This is a genomic window from Actinomadura keratinilytica, from assembly GCF_039539665.1.
Classification (GTDB): Bacteria; Actinomycetota; Actinomycetes; order Streptosporangiales; family Streptosporangiaceae; genus Spirillospora; species Spirillospora keratinilytica.
Map to the genome: position 1 here is coordinate 33,040 of NZ_BAABDO010000012.1, position 23,755 is coordinate 56,794.

The 23,755-nt window shown below is 73.3% G+C and carries 18 protein-coding genes; 11 read left to right on the forward strand and 7 right to left on the reverse strand.

Annotated elements, in window-relative coordinates; all coding sequences use genetic code 11:
• The first annotated feature begins 394 nt into the window (after positions 1-394).
• The 5 genes from ABD879_RS06545 (at position 395) to ABD879_RS06565 (ending at position 6,258) form a co-directional block, all read left to right on the forward strand.
• The gene (locus tag ABD879_RS06545; protein ID WP_345018443.1) at positions 395-1,225 is read left to right on the forward strand and encodes a hypothetical protein; all 831 of its coding nucleotides are present in this window, start codon (positions 395-397) and stop codon (positions 1,223-1,225) included.
• 139 nt (positions 1,226-1,364) lie between these two features.
• The gene (locus ABD879_RS06550; RefSeq protein WP_345018445.1) at positions 1,365-3,314 is read left to right on the forward strand and encodes a fumarate reductase/succinate dehydrogenase flavoprotein subunit; all 1,950 of its coding nucleotides are present in this window, start codon (positions 1,365-1,367) and stop codon (positions 3,312-3,314) included.
• On the forward strand, positions 3,311-4,081 hold the full coding sequence (locus ABD879_RS06555) for a succinate dehydrogenase/fumarate reductase iron-sulfur subunit (protein WP_345018447.1): 771 nt from the start codon (positions 3,311-3,313) through the stop codon (positions 4,079-4,081). The genes ABD879_RS06550 and ABD879_RS06555 overlap by 4 nt, the downstream gene beginning before the upstream one ends.
• A gap of 262 nt (positions 4,082-4,343) precedes the next feature.
• Complete coding sequence (locus tag ABD879_RS06560) at positions 4,344-5,075, forward strand: Crp/Fnr family transcriptional regulator (RefSeq protein ID WP_345018449.1); 732 nt, start codon at positions 4,344-4,346, stop codon at positions 5,073-5,075.
• Between the two features lie 184 nt (positions 5,076-5,259).
• Complete coding sequence (locus ABD879_RS06565; RefSeq protein ID WP_345018451.1) at positions 5,260-6,258, forward strand: LysR family transcriptional regulator; 999 nt, start codon at positions 5,260-5,262, stop codon at positions 6,256-6,258.
• A gap of 58 nt (positions 6,259-6,316) precedes the next feature.
• Here the strand turns inward: ABD879_RS06565 and ABD879_RS06570 are convergent, their stop codons facing one another.
• The 4 genes from ABD879_RS06570 to ABD879_RS06585 all read right to left on the reverse strand — a co-directional run bounded on the left by ABD879_RS06570 (position 6,317) and on the right by ABD879_RS06585 (position 11,149).
• Positions 6,317-7,069 (reverse strand): succinate dehydrogenase/fumarate reductase iron-sulfur subunit, encoded by a 753-nt coding sequence (locus tag ABD879_RS06570; protein WP_285491931.1) that lies wholly within the window; start codon positions 7,067-7,069, stop codon positions 6,317-6,319.
• Positions 7,070-7,071: 2 nt separating this feature from the next.
• Positions 7,072-9,015 carry a fumarate reductase/succinate dehydrogenase flavoprotein subunit gene (locus ABD879_RS06575; protein ID WP_345018454.1) on the reverse strand — a complete coding sequence of 648 codons (1,944 nt, stop codon included), beginning with the start codon at positions 9,013-9,015 and terminating at the stop codon, positions 7,072-7,074.
• 1 nt (position 9,016) lies between these two features.
• Positions 9,017-9,706 (reverse strand): succinate dehydrogenase cytochrome b subunit, encoded by a 690-nt coding sequence (locus ABD879_RS06580; RefSeq protein WP_345018456.1) that lies wholly within the window; start codon positions 9,704-9,706, stop codon positions 9,017-9,019.
• A 216-nt stretch (positions 9,707-9,922) separates the two neighbouring features.
• The gene (locus tag ABD879_RS06585) at positions 9,923-11,149 is read right to left on the reverse strand and encodes a PP2C family protein-serine/threonine phosphatase (protein ID WP_345018457.1); all 1,227 of its coding nucleotides are present in this window, start codon (positions 11,147-11,149) and stop codon (positions 9,923-9,925) included.
• Positions 11,150-11,502: 353 nt separating this feature from the next.
• On the opposite strand from ABD879_RS06585, the gene ABD879_RS06590 reads away from it, so the two are divergent.
• A complete protein-coding gene (locus ABD879_RS06590) occupies positions 11,503-13,200 on the forward strand; it encodes an ABC transporter transmembrane domain-containing protein (protein ID WP_345018458.1) in 1,698 nt (565 codons plus the stop codon).
• Between the two features lie 106 nt (positions 13,201-13,306).
• A complete protein-coding gene (locus ABD879_RS06595) occupies positions 13,307-15,085 on the forward strand; it encodes an ABC transporter ATP-binding protein (protein ID WP_345018459.1) in 1,779 nt (592 codons plus the stop codon).
• Between the two features lies 1 nt (position 15,086).
• On the opposite strand, the gene ABD879_RS06600 is transcribed toward ABD879_RS06595, so the two are convergent.
• The gene (locus ABD879_RS06600; protein ID WP_345018461.1) at positions 15,087-17,180 is read right to left on the reverse strand and encodes a S9 family peptidase; all 2,094 of its coding nucleotides are present in this window, start codon (positions 17,178-17,180) and stop codon (positions 15,087-15,089) included.
• Between the two features lie 376 nt (positions 17,181-17,556).
• Between ABD879_RS06600 and ABD879_RS06605 the strand changes: the two genes are divergently transcribed.
• The 4 genes from ABD879_RS06605 to ABD879_RS06620 all read left to right on the forward strand — a co-directional run bounded on the left by ABD879_RS06605 (position 17,557) and on the right by ABD879_RS06620 (position 21,382).
• A complete protein-coding gene (locus ABD879_RS06605) occupies positions 17,557-19,041 on the forward strand; it encodes a serine/threonine-protein kinase (RefSeq protein WP_345018463.1) in 1,485 nt (494 codons plus the stop codon).
• A 129-nt stretch (positions 19,042-19,170) separates the two neighbouring features.
• Positions 19,171-20,076: an N-acetyl-1-D-myo-inositol-2-amino-2-deoxy-alpha-D-glucopyranoside deacetylase gene (gene mshB, locus ABD879_RS06610; RefSeq protein WP_345018465.1), complete on the forward strand. Its 906-nt coding sequence runs from the start codon at positions 19,171-19,173 to the stop codon at positions 20,074-20,076.
• Between the two features lie 82 nt (positions 20,077-20,158).
• Positions 20,159-20,815 carry a DUF6113 family protein gene (locus tag ABD879_RS06615; RefSeq protein ID WP_345018467.1) on the forward strand — a complete coding sequence of 219 codons (657 nt, stop codon included), beginning with the start codon at positions 20,159-20,161 and terminating at the stop codon, positions 20,813-20,815.
• A gap of 21 nt (positions 20,816-20,836) precedes the next feature.
• Positions 20,837-21,382 carry a flavin reductase family protein gene (locus tag ABD879_RS06620; protein WP_345018469.1) on the forward strand — a complete coding sequence of 182 codons (546 nt, stop codon included), beginning with the start codon at positions 20,837-20,839 and terminating at the stop codon, positions 21,380-21,382.
• A 41-nt stretch (positions 21,383-21,423) separates the two neighbouring features.
• Here ABD879_RS06620 and ABD879_RS06625 read toward each other — a convergent pair whose 3' ends face one another.
• Positions 21,424-23,037, reverse strand: coding sequence for a DHA2 family efflux MFS transporter permease subunit (locus ABD879_RS06625; RefSeq protein ID WP_345018471.1), 1,614 nt, complete (start codon positions 23,035-23,037; stop codon positions 21,424-21,426).
• The gene (locus tag ABD879_RS06630; protein ID WP_345018473.1) at positions 23,034-23,657 is read right to left on the reverse strand and encodes a PadR family transcriptional regulator; all 624 of its coding nucleotides are present in this window, start codon (positions 23,655-23,657) and stop codon (positions 23,034-23,036) included. The genes ABD879_RS06625 and ABD879_RS06630 overlap by 4 nt, the downstream gene beginning before the upstream one ends.
• Positions 23,658-23,755 lie beyond the last annotated feature (98 nt).

The window sequence follows — 23,755 nt, forward strand, 5'->3', positions numbered from 1 at the left end:
ATCCCAGCGTGTCGCAAACTGCGCCCGTCCCCAAACGGTCGGTTATTCGCGCGCCCGGGTTCGGCCGGGGGCGGCGCCCGCCGCCGCGGCACCGGGACGGCGGCGGGTGAGGGGGCGGTGACGCGATGGTTTCTTGCGCTCGTCTTGATTCCCGTGCGCCATAACTCCTGGTTATGGGTTGCGGGGATTGCGGCGCTCCGAAACCTGTGGCCCAGCTCACATCAAAGTGGTGGCTGTTATGTATGTCACAGTGCCAGTGTGGTGACGTAAGGTCGCCTGACCGGAAAGCGCGCACGGGGCGTCACCGCCTGTCGTGGCCGAGGCGCGGCGGTCGCACGGGTGCGCGTGGCCCGCGGTACGGGGACCGGACGACCCGAACTCAGGAGCGCGAGCGATGAGCACTGTGGAGGCGCCCGCCAAAGCGCGCGCCAAGATCAAGGAACGGACTCTCCGGCGGGACAACTGGCGCGTCTACCCGATCACCACGCTGGTGATCTTCACGGCGTGGGTGGTGTACGCGACGATACGCGCCTTCTGGGGCGCGGCGTTCTTCGTGCCCGAGTACCACTACCTGACGCCGTTCTACTCGCCGTGCCTGAACGAGATCTGCAACGACGTCACGCTGAACGGGCACACCGCGGACGCGGCCGAGTTCGGCACGTTCCTGCCCGCCGAGACCAGGGGCTGGATCCCGTTCGCGGCGGTCTCCCTGCCGTTCCTGCTGCTGTTCCGGCTGACCTGCTACTACTACCGCAAGGCGTACTACCGGTCGTACTGGGCCTCGCCGCCCGCGTGCGCGGTGGCCGAGCCGCACAAGAAGTACACCGGTGAGCGGCGGTTCCCGCTGATCGGGCAGAACCTGCACCGCTACTTCTGGATGGCCGCCGTGGTCATCTCGCTGATCAACACCTACGACGTGATCCGCGCCTTCCGGGGCTCCGACGGCGGGTTCGGCGTGGGGCTGGGCAGCATCATCCTGCTCGTCAACGTGATCCTGCTGTGGGGGTACACGCTGTCGTGCCACTCCTGCCGGCACATCGTCGGCGGACGGCTCAAGCACTTCTCCAAGCACCCGGTGCGGTACTGGATGTGGCAGCAGGTCTCCAGGATGAACGAGCGGCACGGCCAGTACGCGCTGATCACGCTGGGGTCGCTGGTGGTGGCCGACTTCTACGTGATGCTCGTGGCCAGCGGCACCATCTCCGACCTGCGGTTCATCAACTGAGGACGGGCATGGAGACGAACACGGGCACGACCGCGGGACGCCGCGCCGGCGCGCGGCGGGCGAGCGGGCGGCGCGCGCGGAGGAAGGGGGGTGCGGCGGCGCGCCGCCGAGGAGACCGGACGGGACCGGGGAGCAGGTCATGAGTGAGATCGAAAGGCACGCCTACGACGTCGTGGTGATCGGCGCGGGCGGGGCCGGGCTGCGCGCCGCGATCGAGGCCCGCATGCAGGGCAAGAAGACCGCGGTCATCTCCAAGTCGCTGTTCGGCAAGGCCCACACGGTGATGGCCGAGGGCGGCGCGGCGGCCGCGATGGGCAACGTCAACCCCAACGACAACTGGCAGGTCCACTTCCGCGACACCATGCGCGGGGGCAAGTTCCTCAACAACTGGCGGATGGCCGAGCTGCACGCCAAGGAGGCCCCCGACCGGGTGTGGGAGCTGGAGGCGTGGGGGGCGCTGTTCGACCGCACCAAGGACGGCAAGATCAGCCAGCGCAACTTCGGCGGGCACGAGTACCCGCGGCTGGCGCACGTCGGCGACCGCACCGGGCTGGAGCTGATCCGCACGCTGCAGCAGAAGGTCGTGGCGCTGCAGCAGGAGGACCACGCCGAGTTCGGCGACTACGAGGCCCGCATCAAGGTGTGGGCGGAGACGACCGTCACCCGGCTGCTGAAGGACGGCGACCGGATCTGCGGCGCGTTCGCCTACGTCCGCGAGACCGGGAAGTTCGTGGTGTTCGAGGCGCCCGCGGTGGTGCTGGCCACCGGCGGCATCGGCAAGGCGTTCAAGGTGACGTCCAACTCCTGGGAGTACACCGGGGACGGGCACTCGCTGGCGCTGCTGGCCGGGGCGACCCTGCTGAACATGGAGTTCGTCCAGTTCCACCCGACCGGGATGGTCTGGCCGCCGTCGGTGAAGGGCATCCTGGTCACCGAGTCGGTGCGCGGCGACCGGGGGATCCTGAAGAACTCCGAGGGCGAGCGGTTCATGTTCCGCTACATCCCGGAGGTCTTCAAGGACAAGTACGCCACCACCCCGGAGGAGGCGGACCGCTGGTACGACGACCCCGACAACAACCGGCGCCCGCCCGAGCTGCTGCCCCGCGACGAGGTGGCCCGCGCGATCAACGCCGAGGTGAAGGAGGGCCGCGGCTCACCGCACGGCGGGGTGTACCTCACCGTGGTGGACCGGATGCCGGGCGGCGCCGAGGAGATCAAGCGGCGGCTGCCGTCGATGTACCACCAGTTCAAGGAGCTGGCCGACGTCGACATCACCGCCGAGCCGATGGAGGTCGGCCCGACCTGCCACTACGTGATGGGCGGGGTGGAGGTCGACCCGGACACCGCCGCGGCGCTGGTGCCCGGCCTGTTCGCGGCGGGCGAGGTGGCCGGCGGCATGCACGGCTCCAACCGGCTGGGCGGCAACTCGCTGACCGACCTGCTGGTGTTCGGCCGCCGCGCCGGGCTCGGCGCCGCCGAGTACGTCGACTCGCTGTCCGCCCGCCCGGCGGTGACCGACGAGGCGGTCGAGGCGGCGGCCGCCGAGGCGCTGGCGCCGCTCGAGCGCAAGGGCGGCGAGAGCCCGTACGCGGTGCATGCCGAGCTGCAGCAGACGATGAACGACCTGGTCGGCATCATCCGCAGGGAGGACGAGCTCAAGCGGGCCCTGGAGGCGCTGGACAAGCTGCGCGAACGCGTCCGCAACGTCAGCGTCGAGCCGGTCGCGGCGAGCGACGGGCGCGGCTACCACCCCGGCTGGCACCTGGCCCTGGACCTGCGCAACATGCTGCTGGTGTCGGAGGCGATCGCCAAGGCCGCGCTGGAGCGGCAGGAGAGCCGCGGCGGGCACACCCGCGACGACTACCCGCAGATGTCGGCCGAGTGGCGCAAGGTCAACCTGGTCGCCCGCCTGGCCGGGGACCCGGACGATCCCCGCGTCGAGCTCAAGAAGCAGCCCATGGAACCGATGCGCGACGACCTGATCAGGCTGTTCGAGACCGACGAGCTGAAGAAGTACCTCACCGCAGAGGAGCTGCCGGCCGAGGCGGGGGCCGCCGCGGGTGACGAGGACGAGGAGAGCGACCGATGAGCTACGAGGCCAAGTTCCGGGTCTGGCGCGGCGACGCGGGGGAGGGCGAGCTTCGCGACTACACCGTCGAGGTCAACGAGGGCGAGGTCGTCCTCGACATCATCCACCGGCTGCAGGCGACCCAGGCGCCCGACCTCGCGGTGCGGTGGAACTGCAAGGCGGGCAAGTGCGGTTCGTGCTCGGCCGAGATCAACGGCATGCCGCGGCTGATGTGCATGACGCGGATGTCCACGTTCGCGCCGGACGAGACGATCACCGTCACCCCGGTCCGCACCTTCCCGGTGATCCGCGACCTGGTCACCGACGTGTCGTTCAACTACGAGAAGGCGCGGCAGATCCCCGCGTTCGACCCGGGCGACACCAAGCCGGGCGAGTTCCGGATGCAGCAGGAGGACGTGGAGCGCTCGCAGGAGTTCCGCAAGTGCATCGAGTGCTTCCTGTGCAACAACGTCTGCCACGTCATCCGCGACCACGAGGAGAACAAGTCGCAGTTCGCCGGGCCGCGGTTCCTGATGCGCATCGCCGAGCTGGAGATGCACCCGGCCGACACCGCCGACCGGCGCGCGATCGCGCAGGAGGACCACGGGCTGGGCTTCTGCAACATCACCAAGTGCTGCACCGAGGTCTGCCCCGAGCACATCAAGATCACTGACAATGCGCTGATCCCGATGAAGGAGCGCGTGGTCGGCCGCCGGTACGACCCGGTGGTCTGGCTCGGCACCAAGCTCGGCATCGTCAAGAAGGGGCAGGACACCCCCTCGGCCTGACGCGGGGAGGGCCGGGGACGGCCGTCGCCCGCCGGTGCGGTCCGCCCGGCGAGGTCGGCGGGCGGCGTGCCCCCGTCGCCGCCGCCCGCCGTGCCCGCCGTTCCCCGTGAACGTTCGCGCAGCGGCAACCTGGCCGCGCACACCGCGTCCGAGTCTGCCCCGGGGCCGGACGCGGTAATAGGAAGAAGTACACACAACGCGTGACGCATTCGTGATTTGGCGACTGCTCACAAGGCGGGGTCGTTCGCTCTAGCGTGGAGATATGAACGCCCCCCTGGAGCCCGGTTCGTTTCTCGCCGAGCTCACGTCCGCGGAACGCGCCGAGCTGGAACGGCGCGCCCGGGTCCGCGTGTTCGCCCGCGGCGAGGTGCTGTTCGCCGAGGGGGAGCCGTCCACCTGGGTGGCGGTCCTGCTGGCCGGACGGGTCAAGGCGTACTCGCACCGCGAGCACGGCGGCGAGGCGCTGCTGGCGGTGCGCGGGCCGGGCGCGCTGCTCGGCGAGGTCGCCGCGATCGACGGCCAGCCGCGGTCGGCCACCGTCGCCACCTTGGAACCGGCGCGGGCGCTGACCCTCACCGCCCCGCAGTTCATGGCGTTCCTGCAGGACAACGGCAGGGTGTCGCTGCTGATGATGCGGATGCTGTGCCAGCGGTGGCGCGACGCCGACCGCAAGCGCGTCGAGTTCGGCATGTTCGACGCCACCGGCCGGGTCGCCCAGCGCCTGGTGGAGCTGGCCGAGCGGTTCGGCGTCCCGTACGAGCCGACCGGCCGGGGCCGTCCCGCCGCCGGTGCCGCGTCCGGCCGCGGCGCCGGGAAGCAGAGCGTGCGGATCACGCTGAACCTGTCGCAGGAGGAGCTGGCCGGGTGGGTCGGCGCGTCCCGCGAGGCGGTCAGCAAGGCCCTGCGCACGCTGCGCCGCCACGGCTGGATCGAGACGGGGCGCCGCCGCGTCATCGTCCACGACCTGCAGGCCCTGCGCCGCCACGCCCGCTGACCTGTCCGCTGACCTGTCCGCTGATCGGGAGCGCCGCACCCGCTGCTCCGGGCGCCGCGCCGCGTGCGAAGCGGCGTGCAGCCGGCCCCGGCCGGCGCGGTCCGCGCCGGTCCGGGCCCTCCCACGGGCGATGCGCGCGGGGTGGTCGCCGACCGCGGATCCGGCGGGCCGTACCCTGTGCAGGGTGCAGTTGCAGCAGCTCGCCTACTTCGTCGCGGTCGCCGAGGTCCGGCACTTCACCCACGCGGCGGAGATCCTGCACGTGGCGCAGCCGTCGTTGTCCAAGCAGATCCGCGCGCTGGAGACCGAGCTGGGCGCGTCCCTGTTCAGCCGGGCGCGCGGCAACATCACCCTGACCCCGGCGGGCGAGGCGCTGCTGCCGCTGGCCAAGCGGATCCTCGCCGACGTCGACACCGCCCGGCTGGAGGTGCAGGAGCTGGCGGGCCTGCGGCGCGGCCGGGTGCGGCTGGGCGCCACGCCGTCGCTGTGCGCCGGGCTGCTGGCCGACGTGCTGCGCCGCTTCCACGACACCTACCCCGGCATCCGGCTGATCGTCGAGGAGGGCGGCTCCCGCGACCTGGTCCGGGAGCTCACCCGCGGCTCCCTCGACATGGCGCTGGTGATCCTGCCCCTGCACGGCGACCCGCCGCTGGACACCACCCCCATCCTGCGCGAGAACCTGGTCGTCGCGTCCCCCGCGGACCCCGATGCCGCCGACCGGACGTTGCGCGGGATGCTGCCGCGCCGCCCCTACCTGCGGATCGAGGACCTGCGCAACCGTCCGCTGGTGATGTTCCGCTCCGGCTACGACCTGCGCGAGGCGACGATCGGCGCCTGCCGCGCGGCCGGGTTCGAGCCGAGCTTCGCGGTGGAGGGCGGCGAGATGGACGCGGTGCTGCGGTTCGTCGAGGCCGGGCTGGGCGTGGCCGTCGTGCCGAGCATGGTGCTGGCCGGACGCCCCGGCCTGCGCGGCACGCCCCTGGTGCTGGACGACTGCGGCCCCGACGCGTCCCGCCGCGGCCCCCATCCGGGCCTGCAGCGGACGGTCGCGCTGGCGCACCGCAAGGACGTCGATCCCACCCACGCCGCCCGCGCCTTCCGGGAGACCCTGGAGACCTTCCTGGTGGAGGCGGCCAAGGCGGGCAGCCTGCCGTCCGGCGTGGAAGCGCTCGTCACCCGCTGACCTCGAACAGCGCGAAGCGCGCGTCCCGGCGGCCGGGACGCGCGCTCCGACGCGGGGATCACTTCTTCTTTCCGCCCGCGGTGGCCTTGAGGTAGTCGTGGTTGAGGCGGCCGATGACGTCCAGCGGGATGCCCTTGGGGCAGGCGACGGTGCACTCGCCGGTGTTGGTGCAGCCGCCGAAGCCCTCGGCGTCGTGGGCCTCCAGCATGTTGACGACGCGGTCCCACCGCTCGGGCTGGCCCTGGGGGAGCAGGCCCAGGTGGGTGATCTTGGCGCCGAGGAACAGGGACGCCGAGCCGTTCGGGCAGGCGGCGACGCAGGCGCCGCAGCCGATGCACTCGGCGGCCTCGAAGGCCTTGTCGGCGTCCGGCTTGGGCACCGGCACCGAGTGGGCCTCGGGGGCGGTGCCGGTCGGCGCGGTGATGTAGCCGCCGGCGGCGATGATGCGGTCGAACGCCGAGCGGTCCACGACCAGGTCCTTGACGACGGGGAACGCCTTGGCGCGCCACGGCTCGACGTCGATGACCTCGCCGTCCTTGAACTTGCGCATGTGCAGCTGGCACGTGGTGGTGTTGCGCTCGGGGCCGTGCGGGGTCCCGTTGATGACCAGCGAGCACATGCCGCAGATGCCCTCGCGGCAGTCGTGGTCGAAGGCGACCGGCTCCTCGCCCTTCTGGATGAGCTGCTCGTTCAGCACGTCCAGCATCTCCAGGAAGGAGGCGTCGGGAGAGATGTCGTCGAGCTGGTACTCGACCATTCCGCCCTTGTCCTCAGGGCCCTTCTGGCGCCAGATGCGCAGTGTGACCTTCATGATTACTTGTACGACCTCTGAGTGGGCTTGACGTATTCGAACTCGAGGGGCTCCTTGTGGAGCACGGGCGGCTTGCCGGCGCCGGCCCACTCCCAGGCGGCGACGTAGGAGAAGTTCTCGTCGTCGCGCTTGGCCTCGCCGTCCTCGTCCTGGCTCTCGGCGCGGAAGTGGCCGCCGCACGACTCGGTGCGGTGCAGCGCGTCGATGCACATCAGCTCGGCCAGCTCGAGGAAGTCGGCGACGCGGCCGGCCTTCTCCAGCTCCTTGTTGAGCTCCTCGCCCTTGCCGGTGACCTTGACGCGGGACCAGAACTCCTCGCGCAGCTCGGGGATGAGCCGCAGCGCCTTGCGCAGCCCCTCGTCGGTGCGCTCCATGCCGCAGTACTCCCACATGATGTGGCCGAGCTCGCGGTGGAAGGAGTCGACGGTGCGGTCGCCGTCGATCGACAGCAGCCGGTCGATCTGCTCGCGGACCCGGGTCTCGGCCTCGTCGATCGCCGCGGGGTCGACCGGCGGCAGGTCGCTGTTGCGGGCGATGTAGTCGCCGATGGTGACCGGCAGGACGAAGTAGCCGTCGGCCAGGCCCTGCATCAGCGCGGAGGCGCCGAGCCGGTTGGCGCCGTGGTCGGAGAAGTTGGCCTCGCCGATCACGAACAGCCCGGGCAGGTTGGACTGCAGGTCGTAGTCCACCCACAGCCCGCCCATCGTGTAGTGGACGGCGGGGTAGATGCGCATCGGCGTCTCGTAGGGGTTCTCGCCGGTGATGCGCTCGTACATCTCGAAGAGGTTGCCGTACTTGGCCTCGACGGTCTTGCGGCCGAGGCGCCTGATGGCGTCGGCGAAGTCCAGGTAGACGCCCTGGCCGCCGGGGCCGACGCCGCGTCCCTCGTCGCAGACGTTCTTGGCGGCGCGGGAGGCGATGTCGCGGGGGACCAGGTTGCCGAACGAGGGGTAGATGCGCTCCAGGTAGTAGTCGCGCTCGTCCTCGGGGATGTCGGCGGGCTTGCGCTTGTCGCCGGCCTTCTTGGGCACCCAGACGCGGCCGTCGTTGCGCAGCGACTCCGACATCAGCGTCAGCTTGGACTGGTGCTCGCCGCTGTAGGGGATGCAGGTCGGGTGGATCTGCGTGTAGCAGGGGTTGGCGAAGTACGCGCCGTGCTTGTGCGCCCGCCACGTCGCGGTGACGTTGGAGCCCATCGCGTTGGTGGACAGGAAGAACACGTTGCCGTACCCGCCGGTGGCCAGCACGACCGCGTCGCCGGTGAAGTGCTTGATCTCCCCGTTGAGCAGGTTGCGGACGACGACGCCGCGGGCCCGCCCGTCCTCCATGATCAGGTCGAGCATTTCGTGCCGCGGGTACAGCTCGATGTTGCCCGCGTCGACCTGCCGCATCATCGCCTGGTAGGCGCCGAGCAGCAGCTGCTGGCCCGTCTGGCCGCGGGCGTAGAAGGTGCGCGAGACCTGGGTGCCGCCGAAGGAGCGGTTGTCCAGCAGGCCGCCGTACTCGCGGGCGAACGGCACGCCCTGCGCCACGCACTGGTCGATGATCTGCGTGGAGATCTCGGCCAGCCGGTGCACGTTGGACTCGCGGGAGCGGAAGTCGCCGCCCTTGACCGTGTCGTAGAACAGCCGGTGCACGCTGTCGCCGTCGTTGCGGTAGTTCTTGGCGGCGTTGATGCCGCCCTGCGCGGCGATGGAGTGGGCGCGGCGCGGGCTGTCCTGGAAGCAGAACTGGATGACGTGGTAGCCCGCCTCGGCCAGGGTGGCGCCGGCCGAGCCGCCGGCCAGCCCGGTGCCCACCACGATGATCGTCTTCTTGCGCTTGTTGGCGGGGTTGACCAGCTTGACCTCGAAGCGGCGCTTGGTCCAGCGCTCCTCGATGGGCCCGGCCGGGGCCTTGGTGTCGGCGATGGGGTCGCCGGTGGTGTAGAAACCGTCGTCGGTCATGTCAGCTCACCCATCCGAAGGTGATCGAGAGGGGCACGGCCAGGAAGCCCGCGGTGACCACCGCGGCGGCGGCGGTGGCCAGGGCGCGCAGCGGCCCGTCGCCGCGGGGGGTGCGCAGGCCGAGGGTCTGGAAGGCGCTCCAGATGCCGTGCCGCAGGTGCAGCCCGACCATGATCAGGGCCAGCACGTACCAGATCGTGATGTACCAGCGCTCGGGGGCGAAGTCGGCGACCATCCGCTCGTAGGGGGTGGCGTCGGAGCCCTTGGGGTTGACCACCAGGAACGTCAGGTCGAGCAGGTGCCAGATGACGAACAGCAGGATGATGACGCCGCCGTACCGCATGGTGTGGGTGGCGTAGCCGTGCGCGTGGGACTTGCGCTTGGCCTGGTACTTGACCGGCCGGGCGGCGGATGCGCGCCTGGCCAGCGACACCGCCGACCACATGTGCAGGACGACCGAGGCGGCCAGCACCACCTCGATGAGCGTCAGCACGGTACGGTGCGGGACGGCGGGCTCACCGATGGTGCGCAGCCAGTGCGCGTAGTGGTTGAACTCCTCCGCCCCGAAGAAGATCTTCAGGTTCCCGATCATGTGCGCGATCAGGTAGAGCACCAGCACGGCGCCCGTGACGGCCATGACGGCCTTCTTGCCGACCGTCGTCCGGTAGATCGCGGGTATCGCAACAGCCACGCAGCGAAGTTATGCCTGCCTGCGGCGAGAGTTCCAAGTCATCATGCGTCTCGTTTCCATAGCCGATGGCTATAGCCCATGCGGGACCGGGCATTTCGCCCATTCGATACAGGCCGGAACGTGAGGGACTTCACACGCAGTAAGGGAACTTTGGCCCTAGTGCGCGGGGTCGTTCTGTGTTTCGCCGCCGTGCCTTCCGGCCCCGCCGCGCGGCCGTCAACCGGACCGCGTGTGCGACAGCAGCAGCACGGCCAGGTCGTCGGTGAGCGCGTCCCCGTTCAGCGCCTCGACCTCGTTGACCAGCTCGTCGATCAGCGCGCGGCCGGTGCAGCCGCGGCGGCGGGCGCTGCGCGCCAGGTCGACCAGCCCCTCGGTGCCCAGCCGGGCCGGCCCCGCGCCGACCCGCCCCTCGATCAGTCCGTCGGTGTAGAGCATCAGCTCCCACGACTCGCCGAGGTCGATCTCGGTGGTGGGCCACTCGGCACCCGGCACCAGGCCCAGCGCCGGACCGTGCGCGTAGTCGGGCAGCGCCGCCACCTCCACCCCGGCGTCCCCGCCGGGGTCGTGCCGGAACAGCAGCGGCGGCGGATGCCCGGCCAGGTGCATGCGCGCGGTGCGGCGCGACGGCGCCACCGTCACCATGCACAGCGTCGTGAACAGCTCCTCGCTGCGCCGCTCATGGCCGAGGACGGTGTCGAGGATGCCCAGCAGCTGCTGGCCGGTGTGCCCGGCCAGCACCAGCGTCCGCCAGGCCATGCGCAGCTGCACGCCGAGCGCGGCCTCGTCGGGGCCGTGCCCGCACACGTCCCCGATCATCAGGTGCACCGCGCCGCCCTCGGTCTGCACGGTGTCGTAGAAGTCGCCGCCCAAGAGGGCCCGGCGGCGGCCCGGACGGTAGCGGGTGACGTGCCGCATGGACGGGTCGTCGATCAGCGGCACCGGCAGCAGGCCGCGCTCCAGCCGGGCGTTCTCCCGGCCCAGGATGCGCGCCTCGACCAGCCGCCGCTCGCTGCGCTCGGCGCGCTTGCGCTCGATGGCGTAGCGGATGGCGCGCGCCAGCAGCGGCCCGTCCACCTCCTGCTTGACCAGGTAGTCCTCGGCGCCCGCGGCGACCGCCCGCACCCCCAGGTGCGCGTCGGCCAGGCCGGTCAGCACCACCACCGCGGCGTGCTCGGCCATGCCCAGCACCTGCCGCAGCCCCTCCAGATGGTCGATGCCCGGGGTGGACAGGTCCACCAGGACGCACTGGACGCGGCGGGTCAGCCGGCGGCGCGCCGCCTCCAGGCTGTCGGCCACGGTCATGCCGATGTCCAGCCCGGCCTCGGTCAGCATCTTCTCGACCACGCGGACGTTGCCGGGGTCGTCGTCGATGAGGAGCAGGTCGATCCTGTCCTCGGTGCCCGGCGGCGCCGCGGGACGGCTGTGCTGACTGGTCGTGCTCACTCCGATTCCGGACTGTCGGCGGTCTGACGGCACGGGGCACCCTGCCGCTCCCGGGGACACTGCTCCCGGAAAGCTGTTCCCGGGGCCGCTGCTCCCACGGACGGTGCTCCCACGGACGACGACCGTCCCGCGACCACGGGCCGGACCGCGACGCGCGGATCGCGGTCGGCGGATCGCGCCGGTCGGCGGGTCGCGGCTCAGGGGAGCGGTGCGGGGCCGCTCCGTACACCCCGACCTTAGCGTCTCCGGCCGACCGCCTGCACCCTGGGAACATCGCAATAGCCCCTGGAACAGGCCATGTGCGCCGCAAAAACCAGTCGAACTCCCGACACGCGCCGCATACCCTTCGGCCCGTGAAGCGCTTACCGGTCGCCGACCCCGGCACCCCCGACGTGCGCTCGCCCGCCCGCTACCTGCTGTGGCTGGCCCGCCTGCAGTGGCGCACCGTGCTGGCGGGGGCGGCCCTCGGCATCACATGGATGCTCGGCATGGCGCTCCTGCCCGCCGTGATCGGCCGGGCGGTCGACGACGGCGTGACGGCCCGCGACGCGTCCGCCCTGACCCTGTGGTCGGGCGTCCTGCTGGCCCTCGGCGCCGGCACCGCCGCGTCCGCGACGCTGCGGCACCGGATGGCCGTGTACAACTGGCTGGCCGCCGCCTACCGCACCGTCCAGCTCGTCACCCGGCAGGCGACCCGGCTCGGGGGCACCCTGCCGCGCCGGATCGGCGCCGGGGAGGTCGTCAGCATCGGCGTGTCGGACCTGGACGACATCGGCGACTGCCTGGACATCCTGGCCCGCGGCAGCGGCGCCGTCGCCGCGGTCGTCGTGGTCGCGGCCCTGATGCTGGCCACCTCCCCGCCGCTCGGCCTGGTCGTGCTGGTCGGCGTCCCGGTGATCCTGGCGGTGGGCGGGCCGATGCTGCGGCCGCTGCGCGAGCGCGAAGAGCGCCACCGCGAGCTGGTCGGCGAGCTGAACACCCGCGCCACCGACCTGGTGGCGGGCCTGCGGGTGCTGCGCGGCATCGGCGGCGAGGCGCTGTTCGCCGCCCGCTACCGGGACGAGTCGCAGCGGGTGCGCCGGGCGGGCGTGGCCGTGGCGTGGGCCGACTCGCGGCTCATGGGCGCCCAGAACCTGCTGCTCGGGCTGCTGCTCGCCACGGTCACCTGGGTGGGCGCGCGGCTGGCCGCCTCCGGCGCCATCACCGTGGGCGACCTGGTCTCCGGCTACGGGTACGCGATGTTCCTGATCGCGCCGATGAAGACGATCGGAGAGGCGGCGGGCAAACTCACCCGGGGGCACGTCGCGGCCGGACGGGTCGTGCGGGTGCTGCGCGCCGAACCCGACCTGCCGGACGCCGGCGCCGTCGTCCCGGCCGGGCCCGCCGAGCTGGCGGACGCGGCGTCCGGCCTGGTCGTGCGGCCGGGGCGGCTCACCGCGCTCGCCGCGGCCGACCCGCGCGACGCCCAGGCCATCGCCGACCGCCTCGGCCGGCACGCCGACGGCGAGGTCTCCTACGGCGGCGTCCCGCTGCGCGACATCGCCGGCGTGCGGGAGCGGATCCTCGTCGCCGTCAACGAGGACTCGCTGTTCTCCGGAACGCTGCGCGACGCCCTCACCCCGGGCTTCGGCGGCCCGGTGGACGACGCGGCGCTGCAGGCGGCGCTGCGGACCGCCGGCGCCGAGGACATCGTCGCGGCCGTCGGCCTGGACGCGCACGTCGCCGAGGCGGGGCGCGAGTTCTCCGGCGGGCAGCGGCAGCGGCTGCGGCTGGCCCGCGCCCTGGCGGCCGACCCCGAGGTGCTGGTGCTGGTCGACCCGACCAGCGCCGTCGACGCGCACACCGAGGCGCGCATCGCCGACCGGCTCGGCGCCGCCCGCGCGGGCCGCACCACCGTGGTGTGCACGACGAGCCCGCTCATGCTCGACCGCGCCGACCACGTCGCCTTCGTCGTGGACGGCGTGGTGGTCGCCGAGGGGCACCACCGCGACCTGCTGGCGTCCGAGCCCCGCTACGCCGCCGCCGTCACCCGCGGCGAGGAGATCCCCTGACAGGCCCGCCGACGGCGCCCGGCGGGGCGGCCGCCCTGCCCACGACGTCCCAGCATGACGACCCGGCATGACGACCCGGCATGACGACCCAGGAGGAGCACCGGCCGTGAGCTCGCAGATCCTGCCCGTGGCGACGTCGGCGCAGGTGCGCGCGCACGCCCGGCGCCTGCTGCTGCGCCACCCCCGCGCCCTGCTCGGCGCGCTGGCCCTGCACGCGCTGGCCGCGGTGACCGGGCTGGTCACCCCGCGGCTGCTCGGCGGCCTGGTGGAGGGGGTGGAACGCGGCGACGCCGACATCGACGCCGTCGCCCTGGCCATCGCGGGGTTCGTGGTCGCGCAGGGCGTCCTGGTCCGCTACGCCTACTACGCGTCCGCGCGGCTGGGCGAGCGGGTCCTGGCCGACCTGCGGGAGGACTTCGTCGGGCGGGTGCTGGCGCTGCCGCTGTCGCGCGTCGAACGCGCCGGGACCGGCGACCTGATCAGCCGCACGTCCCGGGACGTCGACACCCTGTCCAGCGCCGTCCGGCACGCCGCGCCGGAGATCCTGATCTCCCTGCTGTCGATCGTGTTCACGCTGGGCGCGCTGGTGCTGACCGGGCCGCTGGTGGCGCTGCCGTGCCTGGTCGTCGTCCCGCCGCTGTGGGCCGTGATGCGCTGGTACCTGCGCCGCGCCGGCGCCGCCTACCAGCGCGAGATGGCCGCCTGGGCGCAGCTGACCGAGGGGCTCACCGAGACCGTGCAGGGCGCCCGCACCGTCGACGCGCTGGGCCTGGCCGAGCGGCGGGTGCGGCGCTGCGACGACGACATCGACCGCTCCTACCGCGCCGAGCGCTACTCGCTGCGGCTGCGCACCGTGCTGTTCCCGGTGGCCGAGTTCTCCTACGTGCTGCCGGTCGCGGTCACCGTGTTCGCCGGCGGCCTGCTCCACATCCACGGCATGGCGTCGCTGGCCCAGGTGACCGCCGCGACCCTGTACGTGCAGCAGCTCATCGGCCCGGTGGACGTGCTGCTGACCTGGCTGGACGAGCTGCAGCTCGGCGGCGCGTCGCTGGCCCGGCTGCTGGGCGTCGGCAACGTCCCGCCCGACCGCTCCCCGGGCACCGCCCGGCCCGACGGGGAGCGCCTGGCCGCCCGCGGCGTGCACTACGCCTACCGCGACGGCCGCGACGTCCTGCACGGAATCGACCTGACGCTGCGCCCCGGCGAGCGGCTGGCCGTGGTGGGGCCGAGCGGCGCGGGCAAGTCCACGCTGGGACGCCTGCTGGCCGGGGTGGACGGGCCGCGCGCCGGCACCGTCACCGTGGGCGAGGGCGCGGGCGCCGTCCCGCTGGTGGAGCTGCCGCTGGACGACCTGCGCGGCCACGTCGCCCTGGTCACCCAGGACCACCACGTGTTCCACGGCACCGTCCGCGACAACCTGCTCATGGCGCGGCCGGTCGGCGACGCCGAGGCCGAGGCGGCGCTGCGGGCCGTGGACTGGGACGGCCCCGGCCTGGACGCGCGGGTGGGCGCCGGCGGCGAGGCGCTGTCGCCCGCCCAGGCCCAGCAGCTCGCGCTGGCCCGGCTCGTGCTGGCCGACCCGCACACGCTGGTGCTGGACGAGGCGACGTCCCTGCTCGACCCGCGCGCCGCCCGCCGCCTCGAACGCACCCTGGCCGCCGTGCTGGACGGCCGCACGGTCGTGGCGATCGCGCACCGCCTGCACACCGCGCACGACGCCGACCGCGTGGCCGTCGTGGAGGACGGCCGCATCACCGAGCTCGGCACCCACGACGAGCTGCTCGCCGCGGGCGGCTCCTACGCCGCGCTCTGGGCCTCCTGGCACGGCGACGCCGCCCGCCGCGGCGGCGCTTCCCGGCAGGACGCCAGGGAACCCTCGCGGTGAGTCACGCCCTGCGTTCGGCCAGCGCGTTCTTCAGGAAGTCCACCTGCAGGTTCAGCAGGTTCTCCGCGACGACCTCCTGCGGCGTCATGTGGGTGACGCCCGACAGGGGCAGCACGGTGTGCGGCCGTCCGGCCGCCAGCAGGGCGCTGGACAGCCGCAGCGTGTGCGCGGCCACCACGTTGTCGTCGGCCAGGCCGTGGATCAGCAGCAGCGGGCGCTCCAGCCGCGGCGCGTCCTCGATCAGCGAGTTGGCGGCGTAGCTCTCCGGCTCCTCGTCGGGGTGGCCGAGGTAGCGCTCGGTGTAGTGGGTGTCGTACAGCCGCCAGTCGGTGGGCGGGGCGCCCGCCACCGCCGCGTGGAACACGTCGGGGCGGCGCAGCACCGCCAGCGCGGCCAGCCAGCCGCCGAACGACCAGCCGCGGATGCCCACCCGACCCAGGTCCAGCGCGCCCGGGTGGCGGCGGGCGGCCTCCTCCAACGCGGTGATCTGGTCCTCCAGCACCGGCCCGGCGAAGTCGCGGTCCACCGCGCGCTCCCAGGCCGGACCGCGTGCCGGGGTGCCGCGGCCGTCGGCGATCACGACGGCGAAGCCCTGGTCGGCCAGCCACTGGGCCTCGTTGTAGGCGCGCCGCACGGCCAGCACCCGCTGTGCGTGCGGGCCGCCGTAGGGGTCCATGAGCACCGGCAGCCGGCCGTCGCTGGGCTTCCAGTCCGCCGGCAGCACCACGGCCGTGCGGATCTCCCGCTCCCCGGCGTGCAGCAGCTCCACCCGCGGCGTCACCACCGGGGTCTCGGCGCGCGAGGCGATCGGGTGGACGGCGCCGCCGGGCCCGCGCACCTCGGTGGACACGCCGTGCTGGTCCAGCCGCGAGCCGGTCAGCACGGTCACCTCGCCGCAGCGGACGCCCGAGAACACCCCCTGGCCTTCGGTGAGCCGCACGAGCCCGTCCGGCCCGTAGGACCACACGTGCACCTCGGTCGGCTCCTGCGAGGCGGTGAACAGCACCGTCTCGCCCTCCACGCCCAGCACGGACCGCACCTGCAGCCCCGCCGGGGTGACGGGCTCGCCGGCGACGGTCAGGCGGCGGGTGTCGCCGTCGCGGTCGTCGACGGTCCACACGACCTCGCCGCCGCCCAGCCGGGCCGGGACGCCCGGCACGATCTCGGTCCACACCGGGTCGTGCAGGGTGTGCAGCAGCGCCGTCTCGCCGGACGACGGATCGACCTTGAGCAGCCGCTGGACGCGCTGGTCGCGCGTCTGCACCACGATGAGCGGGCCGTGCCCGTCCCAGACGGCGGTGACCAGGTAGGGGAACTGGCCGCGGTCCCAGGCGACCGCCGTGCGGCGGCCGTCCGGCTTCAGCAGCACCAGCGAGACGATGGCGTTCGGCGTGCCCGCCGCCGGGTAGGCCACCTCGACCGGGGGCCGTTCGGGGTTGGCGGGGTCGGCGATGTGCCAGCGCAGCACGGGCGTCTCGTCCACCCGCGCGGCCAGCAGGGTCTCGCCGTCGGGCGCCCACCAGTGGCCCCGCATGCGGTTCATCTCCTCGGCCGCGATGAACTCCGCCAGCCCGTAGGACACCTGCTCGGACTTGGGCGTCACCAGCGCGGCGTCCTCGCCGCTGGCCAGGTCCAGCACACGCAGCGTGCGGCCGGACACGTACGCCACGCGCCGCCCGGCCGGGTCCAGCCGCGGGTCGAACGCCGGGGTGGCGGCGGGCAGGCCGCGCACCCGCCCGGTGTCCAGCTCGGCGAGGAACAGCTGCCCGTTCAGGGTGAACACGGCCTGGCGCACGTCGCGGTCCACGGCGTAGCCGACGATGCCGCCCGCCTGCTCGCGGGCCCGCTCGCGGCGGGCGCGCTCCTCGGGCGGCAGGTCCTGCTCGCCGGGCAGGTCGAGCGCCGCGGGGTCGGCGACCAGCCGCTCCTCGCCGGACGCGGGGTCGAGCGTCCACAGGCACGTCACCGGGTCGTCGCCCGCCCGGGTGCGCAGGAACACCACCCGCGAAGCGTCCGGCGCCACCTGGAAGGCCCGCGGGACGCCGAGGGTGAACCGCCGCGTACGCGCGCTCTGCCGCGGAAAGCTGATGCTCACTTGCCGTGTCTCCCCACCGTTAGCCCTGGTCCGGCCCCGGTCGCCGTCGGGCGCCGCTCACGCGTCATGAGTCTGCCAGCCGGAGCGGACATCCCGCGTGACGGGTGCCCCGCACGGGCCCCGCGCAGGCGCGGCGCGGCGGGTGACGTGATGGAGACGTGACCTGGATCCGGGGTCGATTCCGGCATGCCGGTTGAACCGGGGCGGGCAGTGCTCTAGACAGGACCGGGGTTGCCGACACGCGCCCGGACGCGACGGCACCGGCCGACGGCCGGCGGTCGCGGCGGGCGGGGAACGGCCCGTGCCCGTCACCGGGCTCGCGTAAGCTCAAAGCTTCCCCATCGCACATGTCGTCGCGGGCTGTAAGGAGTGGTCCATGCCGGAGCTGCAGCCGGGAGATCCCCGGCGGCTGGGTTCGTTCGACGTGGTCGAACGGCTCGGAGAAGGCGGGCAGGGCGTGGTGTACCTCGGTGTCGACCCGTCCTCGGGCACCCAGGCCGCGATCAAGCTGCTGCGCGCCGACCTGGCCGCCGACGCCTCGGCCCGCAACCGGTTCGTCCGGGAGGCGCAGGCCGCCAAGCAGGTCGCCCGCTTCTGCACCGCCCAGGTGCTGGAGGCCGACGTCGCGGGCGACCAGCCGTACATCGCCAGCGAGTACGTCCCGGGCAAGTCGCTGCACCGGCAGATCATCGAGGACGGCCCGCTCAACGGGGCGGCGCTGGAGCGGCTGGCGATCGGCACCACCACCGCGCTGGTGGCCATCCACCAGGCCGGCATCGTGCACCGCGACTTCAAGCCGCACAACGTGATCATGGCGCCGGACGGGCCGCGCGTGATCGACTTCGGTATCGCGCGGGCCCTGGACACCGGGCAGACCGCCGCGACCAAGGCGATCGGCACCCCCTCCTACATGGCGCCCGAGCAGGTGGCGGGCGCCACCCTCACCGAGGCGGTGGACATCTGGGCGTGGGCGGCCACCATGGTGTTCGCCGCCACCGGCCACCCGCCGTTCGGCGACGACACCGTGGTCGCGGTGATCAACCGGGTGATGCACGAGCCGCCCACGCTGGACGGCGTGCCCGACGACCTCAGGCCGCTGCTGGCGGCGTGCCTGGCCAAGGAGCCGTCCCGGCGGCCCACCGCGCAGCACCTGATGATGCGGCTGATCGGCAGCGGCCCGGCCGCGCAGACCCGGATGGACGACCCGGCGCAGGCCACCTCGCTGCTGGCCGAGGGGTCGCAGATGGCCGCGGGCCACGGCGTCCCGGACGCCACCCGGGTGATGGGCGGCACGAGCCCGATGCAGCAGCCGGTGAGCGAGACCCAGGCGATCCGCGACGCGCTGCCGCCGGTGCGGCCGATGGGCCCGCCGCCCGGCCGCCCGCCGGGCCGGCACCGCGGCTACCCGGACGACGACCGGTCCTCGCGGTGGCCGGTGGTGGCCGCCGTCGCGGCGATCGCGGTGCTGGCGCTGATCGTCGGCATCGTGCTGCTGTCCAACGGCGACGAGGACCCCGGCTCGCCGAGCACCCCGCCGGCGTCGGAGGCGGTCACCGACAGCGCGACCAACGAGCCGGAGGAGACCGACGAGCCCGAGCCCACGCCCGAGGAGCCGACGCGTTCGCGCAACACCGAGCCGGCCCGTCCGAGCGTCGAGCCCAGCACGCCGATCCGGCCCACCCGGCCGACGCTCACGCCGTCGCGCACTCCGTCCGCGCCCACCACCGGCTTCCCCGGCGACGGCGGCGACACCGGCGACGATAACGACGGGGGCACCGGCAACGGCGGCAACGGCGGTACCGGCGGCAACAACGGCAACGGCGGCACCGGCGGCGGAGGCGACCAGGGCACCGGCGACTAGCACCCGGAGCGGCTCCCGGACGCGAGGGGGCGGGGCGCCCGGCGGTGACGCTCCGCACCCCGGGCGTGCCCCGCATCACCCCTGGAGCGATCGCGACCAACGCTTCCGTCGTGAGTAGGCTCGGATCCTATGAAGGAGCCGCGCATCCTGTTCGTCCACGCCCACCCGGACGACGAGTCCATCGGGACCGGGGCGACCATGGCAAAGTACGCGGCCGAGGGCGCCCACGTCTGCCTGGTCACCTGCACGCTCGGTGAGGAGGGCGAGGTCATCCCGGGCGAGCTGCGCCATCTGGCCGCCGACAAGGAGGACCGGCTCGGCGAGTACCGCATCGGCGAGCTCGCCGAGGCGTGCGCCGCGCTGGGCGTGCGCGACCAGCGCTACCTGGGCGGACCGGGCCGCTGGCGCGACTCGGGCATGATGGGCACGCCGTCCAACGACGACCCGCGCTGCTTCTGGCGGGCCGATGTGGACGAGGCCGCCGCCGAGATGGTGAAGATCATCCGGGAGGTGCGGCCGCAGGTGATCGTCACCTATGACGAGCGGGGCAACTACGGCCATCCCGACCACATCCAGGCGCACCGGGTGACCTGGCGGGCGTTCCAGCTGGCCGCCGACCCGGAGTACCGCGAGGGCGGCGAGCCCTGGCAGGTGGCCAAGTTCTACGCCTACGCCATGCCCCGGTCGGTGCTGGCGCGCGCCGTCGCGGTGATGCGCGAGGCGCGGCTGCCGTTCCCGCGCGTGGCCAGCCTGGACGACCTCGGCTCCGGCGTCCCCGACCACCTGGTCACCACGCAGGTGGACGCCCGCGCCTACCTGCCCGCCAAGATCGCGGCGCTGCGGGCGCACCACACCCAGATCACGGTGGCGCCCGACGAGGTCGGCCCGTTCTTCGCGCTGTCGAACAACCTGGGGCAGCAGGCCTTCGGCACCGAGTACTTCATCCTGCTGGCGGGCGAGCTGGGGCCGGTCGGCCCCAACGGCCGCGAAACCGACCTGTTCGCCGAACCGGCCGGACGCACCGGATCCGCCTGACCGCTCCCCGGGCGTCCGGCGCCCCGGCCCCAAGGGGGTGGCCGTTTCACCGAGGCGGTGGCGCGGGGCTACGCTGGCGGGCGTGGACAGGGACGACGACCGGCGGCCGTCCGAGGCCGGGGCGCCCCCGGTGCGGCACGCGGACGCCGGGCCCACCGCACCTGCGGACGGGCCGTCGGGCGAGCCGCAGAGCATGCCGCCGGCCGCGCCGCGGACCGAGCCGTCGGCCGAGGCTCCGGCCGAGTCGTCGGCCGAGTCGTCGGCCGAGGCGGTCGCCGCCGGGGCCGCCTACGCGGCGCTGGGCGTGCTGGGGCTGCTGTTCGGGGTGCTCGGGTCGTTCGCCCACGGATGGCTGGTCGGCGCGGTGCCGGTGGCGGCGATCGTGCTGACCGCGGTGAACTTCGCCGCGGTGCGGCTGGCGGCCTGGGCGATGCGGTCGCCGCTGGGCGGCATGGTGTTCGCCGTGCCCTGGGGGCTCGTGGTGCTGCTGATGTCGATCAAGCGGTCCGAGGGCGACCTGGTCGTCCCGGGCACCGCGGCCGGATACGTCTTCATCCTGGGCGGGGTCATCGGCGCGGTCATCGCGGCGGCGCTGCAGCCGACCCGCCGCCCGCCGGGGGAGTGGCTCGTCCGGGGCCCGCTCTCCGCGCCGCAGGCGGACGTCAAGCGGGATACGGGCCCGGGGCCGGACGCCGCGCCGCGTGAGATGGACCGCGGGCACGCCCGCGAGCACCGGTAGCGGCCCTAAGGTGATCGCCTCGTGAGCACTGACACCGATGGCGCCCGTGCGCCGCGCTCCGCCCCCGACGCCGCCGCACCGCGGCTCGACCCCCTGCGGTTCCGGCAGGTGGTGGGCAGGTTCGCCACCGGCGTCGCCGTCGTCACCACGGTCGCGGGCGGCGTCGACCACGGCATGACCGTCAACGCCTTCACCTCGGTGTCCCTGGACCCGCTGCGCGTGCTGTTCTGCGTGAACCGCGCGGCGCGGTTCCACGACGTGGTGCTGGACACCGGGTTGTGGGCGGTGTCGGTGCTGACCGAGGACATGCAGGACGCCTCGCGCTGGTTCGCCACCCGGGGACGGCCGCTGGACGACCCGCTGCGCGGCTGGGAGCACCGGCGCGGCGCGGCCACCGGTGCCGCGATCTTCACGGGCGCGGTGGCCGCGCTGGAGTGCCGGACGCACGCCGTGCACGACGGCGGCGACCACAGCATCGTGGTGGGCGAGGTCCTCGCCCTGGACGTGCCCGACCCGTCCGGAAAGCCGCTGATCTTCTACGAGGGCGAGTACCGGGGCATCGCCTGACCCCGGCGTCCCGCAGCGCCGGGACGGCCCGGCATGGGGGTTCAGCCCGCGAGCGGTGCGGGGGTGGTGTCGGCGTCCACGGCGCGGGCGGGCGCCCGGTAGCCGCGGACGCCCAGGCACGCGGCCGCGCCCAGCAGGACGGCCACGACGGGCACCGCGATCGTGGGCGCGAGCGCGTGCACGAACCCGTGGCCGAACACCTGGGCGGCCACCTCCTGCACCCGGTGCGCGACGGCCGGCGGCACGTTCGACGGGAGCTGCTGCGCGCCGGTCTGGCCGGCCCCGACCTCCAGGCCGCCCTTGGCCGCGTTGGCGAACCCGGCCACGAACCTGTCGCGCAACTGCGCCGGCACCGCGCCGGACCGCGCCACGGCCTCGTCCCGCAGCGCCGCGGCCAGCCGGTTCTGCAGGACCGCGCCGACGACCGCGCTGCCCAGCACCGACCCGATCTGCCGGATGGTGTTGTTGACGCCCGAGGCCGCGCCCGCCAGCCGGGGCGGCACGTTGCGCGAGGCCTCGGTGGACATGGGCGCGAACACCCCGGCCATGCCCACGCCCGACACCGCCATCGGCGCCAGGAACGTCGGCCAGGAGGTGTCCACGTCCGCGACGGCCACCAGCCACACCGTGCCCGCCGCGAACAGCAGCAGCCCGCCCATCAGGATGAACTTGCCGCCGATCCGGTCGGTCAGCCGTCCGGCGACCGGCGCCAGCAGCATCGACATCACCGCCGACGGCGCCGCGATCAGCCCGGCGGCCAGGGCGCTGCGGCCCTGCACCGACTGCATGTAGATGGTGATCGGCAGGAACATGCCGATCATGCCGACCGACACGGTGGCGCCGACGAAGTTCAGCACGGCATAGTTGCGGTCGCGGAACAGCGTGAACGGCACCAGCGGCTCGCGGTCCTGGCGGGTGCGCTGGTGCGCCAGGAAGACGGCGAACAGCACCGCGGCCGCGCCGATCAGCGCCCAGATCCACCCGGCCCACTGGTACTTCTCGCCCTCGGTGAGCGCGAAGGTCAGGCAGAACAGCGCGGCCGAGGCCAGCAGCACCCCGGCCAGGTCGAAGCGGTGCCGCACGGTGCGGGTGGACGCGGGCAGGATCGGCACCGCCATGGCCAGCACCAGCACGCCGATCGGCAGGTTGACGAAGAAGATCCACCGCCAGTCCAGCGTGGTGACCAGCAGGCCGCCGACGGTGGGCCCGGCGACGGTGGACACCCCGGCCACCGCGCCCCACACGCCGAGCGCGGCACCGCGCCGCTCCGGCGGGAAGGTGGCGATGATGATCGCCATGGTCTGCGGCATCAGCAGCGCCGCGCCCAGGCCCTGCACCGCGCGGGCACCGATCAGCCAGGCCGGGTCCGGGGCCAGCCCGCAGGCCAGGCTGGCCGCGGTGAACACGGCGACACCGGCGATGAACAGGTTCTTCTTGCCCAGCAGGTCGCCGAGCCGGCCGCCGGTGATCAGCAGCACGGCCAGCACCAGCACATAGGCGTTCAGCACCCACAGCGTCTGGTCCAGCGACGCCCCCAGCTTGTCGATCATGCTGGGGATCGCGATGTTCACGATCGTCAGGTCCAGCAGCGTCATGAAGAACCCGAGCGACAGGGTGAGCAGGATCGCCCAGGGGTTGCCGCGCCAGCGCGTCATTCGGAGGCCTCCTCGTCGGGCGTGTCACCGTGCTGGTGACGGGTGGTCAGTCGGTCGTCGGCGGCCCAGGTCATCCGCCCTTCGGCGAGGTCGTCCACCAGCGTCCGCACGAAGTCCAGCTCGGTGCGGACGGCGGCGATGTTCAGCTCCATGTCCAGGAGCTTGTACCGCTCCAGGCCGCGCTTGCGCAGTGCCTCATAGGCGGTCTGGTGCCCGCCCAGCAGGAACTCAAGCGCGGTGATCCGCCTCTGCAGGTGCAGGGCGACCTCGTCGGCCGGCAGCAGGTTGACGAACGCCAGCCCGGCGCTGAACAGGGGGTACTCCTCGACGGGCTCGGCCAGGATGTCGGCGAGCCGCCGGTGCGCGGCCTCGCGGCCGGCGTCGGTGATGCGGTAGACGGTGCGCTCCGGCCGGCGGCCCTCCCGGCTGGTCTCCACGGGCTCGATCAGCCCCTGCTGGGCCAGCCGCTCGACCGAGTTGTACAGCGCGCCGTGGGTGACCTTGACGGCGTGGTCGTAGGCGTGTTTCCGGATGCGCTGCTGCATCTCGTACGGGTGCATGGGCCCGTCGCACAGCATCCGCAGCACGGTGAGCGCCAGCGGTGTGATGGGTCTCGGCATGCTGCTCCTTATGGAATAGTCCACATAGACTATTCCATAAGGAGTTCTCCTGTCGCATCCGGGCATCGCGAACGCGGCGCACAACGCGACGAGGGCTC

Bases quoted from the DNA above. Each gene is read 5' to 3' on its own strand.
- ABD879_RS06555 (WP_345018447.1), top strand. From the start codon at position 3,311: ATGAGCTACGAGGCCAAGTTCCGGGTCTGGCGCGGCGACGCGGGGGAG.
- ABD879_RS06630 (WP_345018473.1), bottom strand. From the start codon at position 23,657: ATGCCGAGACCCATCACACCGCTGGCGCTCACCGTGCTGCGGATGCTG.
- ABD879_RS06545 (WP_345018443.1), top strand. From the start codon at position 395: ATGAGCACTGTGGAGGCGCCCGCCAAAGCGCGCGCCAAGATCAAGGAA.
- ABD879_RS06550 (WP_345018445.1), top strand. From the start codon at position 1,365: ATGAGTGAGATCGAAAGGCACGCCTACGACGTCGTGGTGATCGGCGCG.
- ABD879_RS06625 (WP_345018471.1), bottom strand. From the start codon at position 23,037: ATGACGCGCTGGCGCGGCAACCCCTGGGCGATCCTGCTCACCCTGTCG.
- ABD879_RS06575 (WP_345018454.1), bottom strand. From the start codon at position 9,015: ATGACCGACGACGGTTTCTACACCACCGGCGACCCCATCGCCGACACC.
- ABD879_RS06570 (WP_285491931.1), bottom strand. From the start codon at position 7,069: ATGAAGGTCACACTGCGCATCTGGCGCCAGAAGGGCCCTGAGGACAAG.
- mshB (WP_345018465.1), top strand. From the start codon at position 19,171: ATGAAGGAGCCGCGCATCCTGTTCGTCCACGCCCACCCGGACGACGAG.
- ABD879_RS06605 (WP_345018463.1), top strand. From the start codon at position 17,557: ATGCCGGAGCTGCAGCCGGGAGATCCCCGGCGGCTGGGTTCGTTCGAC.
- ABD879_RS06560 (WP_345018449.1), top strand. From the start codon at position 4,344: ATGAACGCCCCCCTGGAGCCCGGTTCGTTTCTCGCCGAGCTCACGTCC.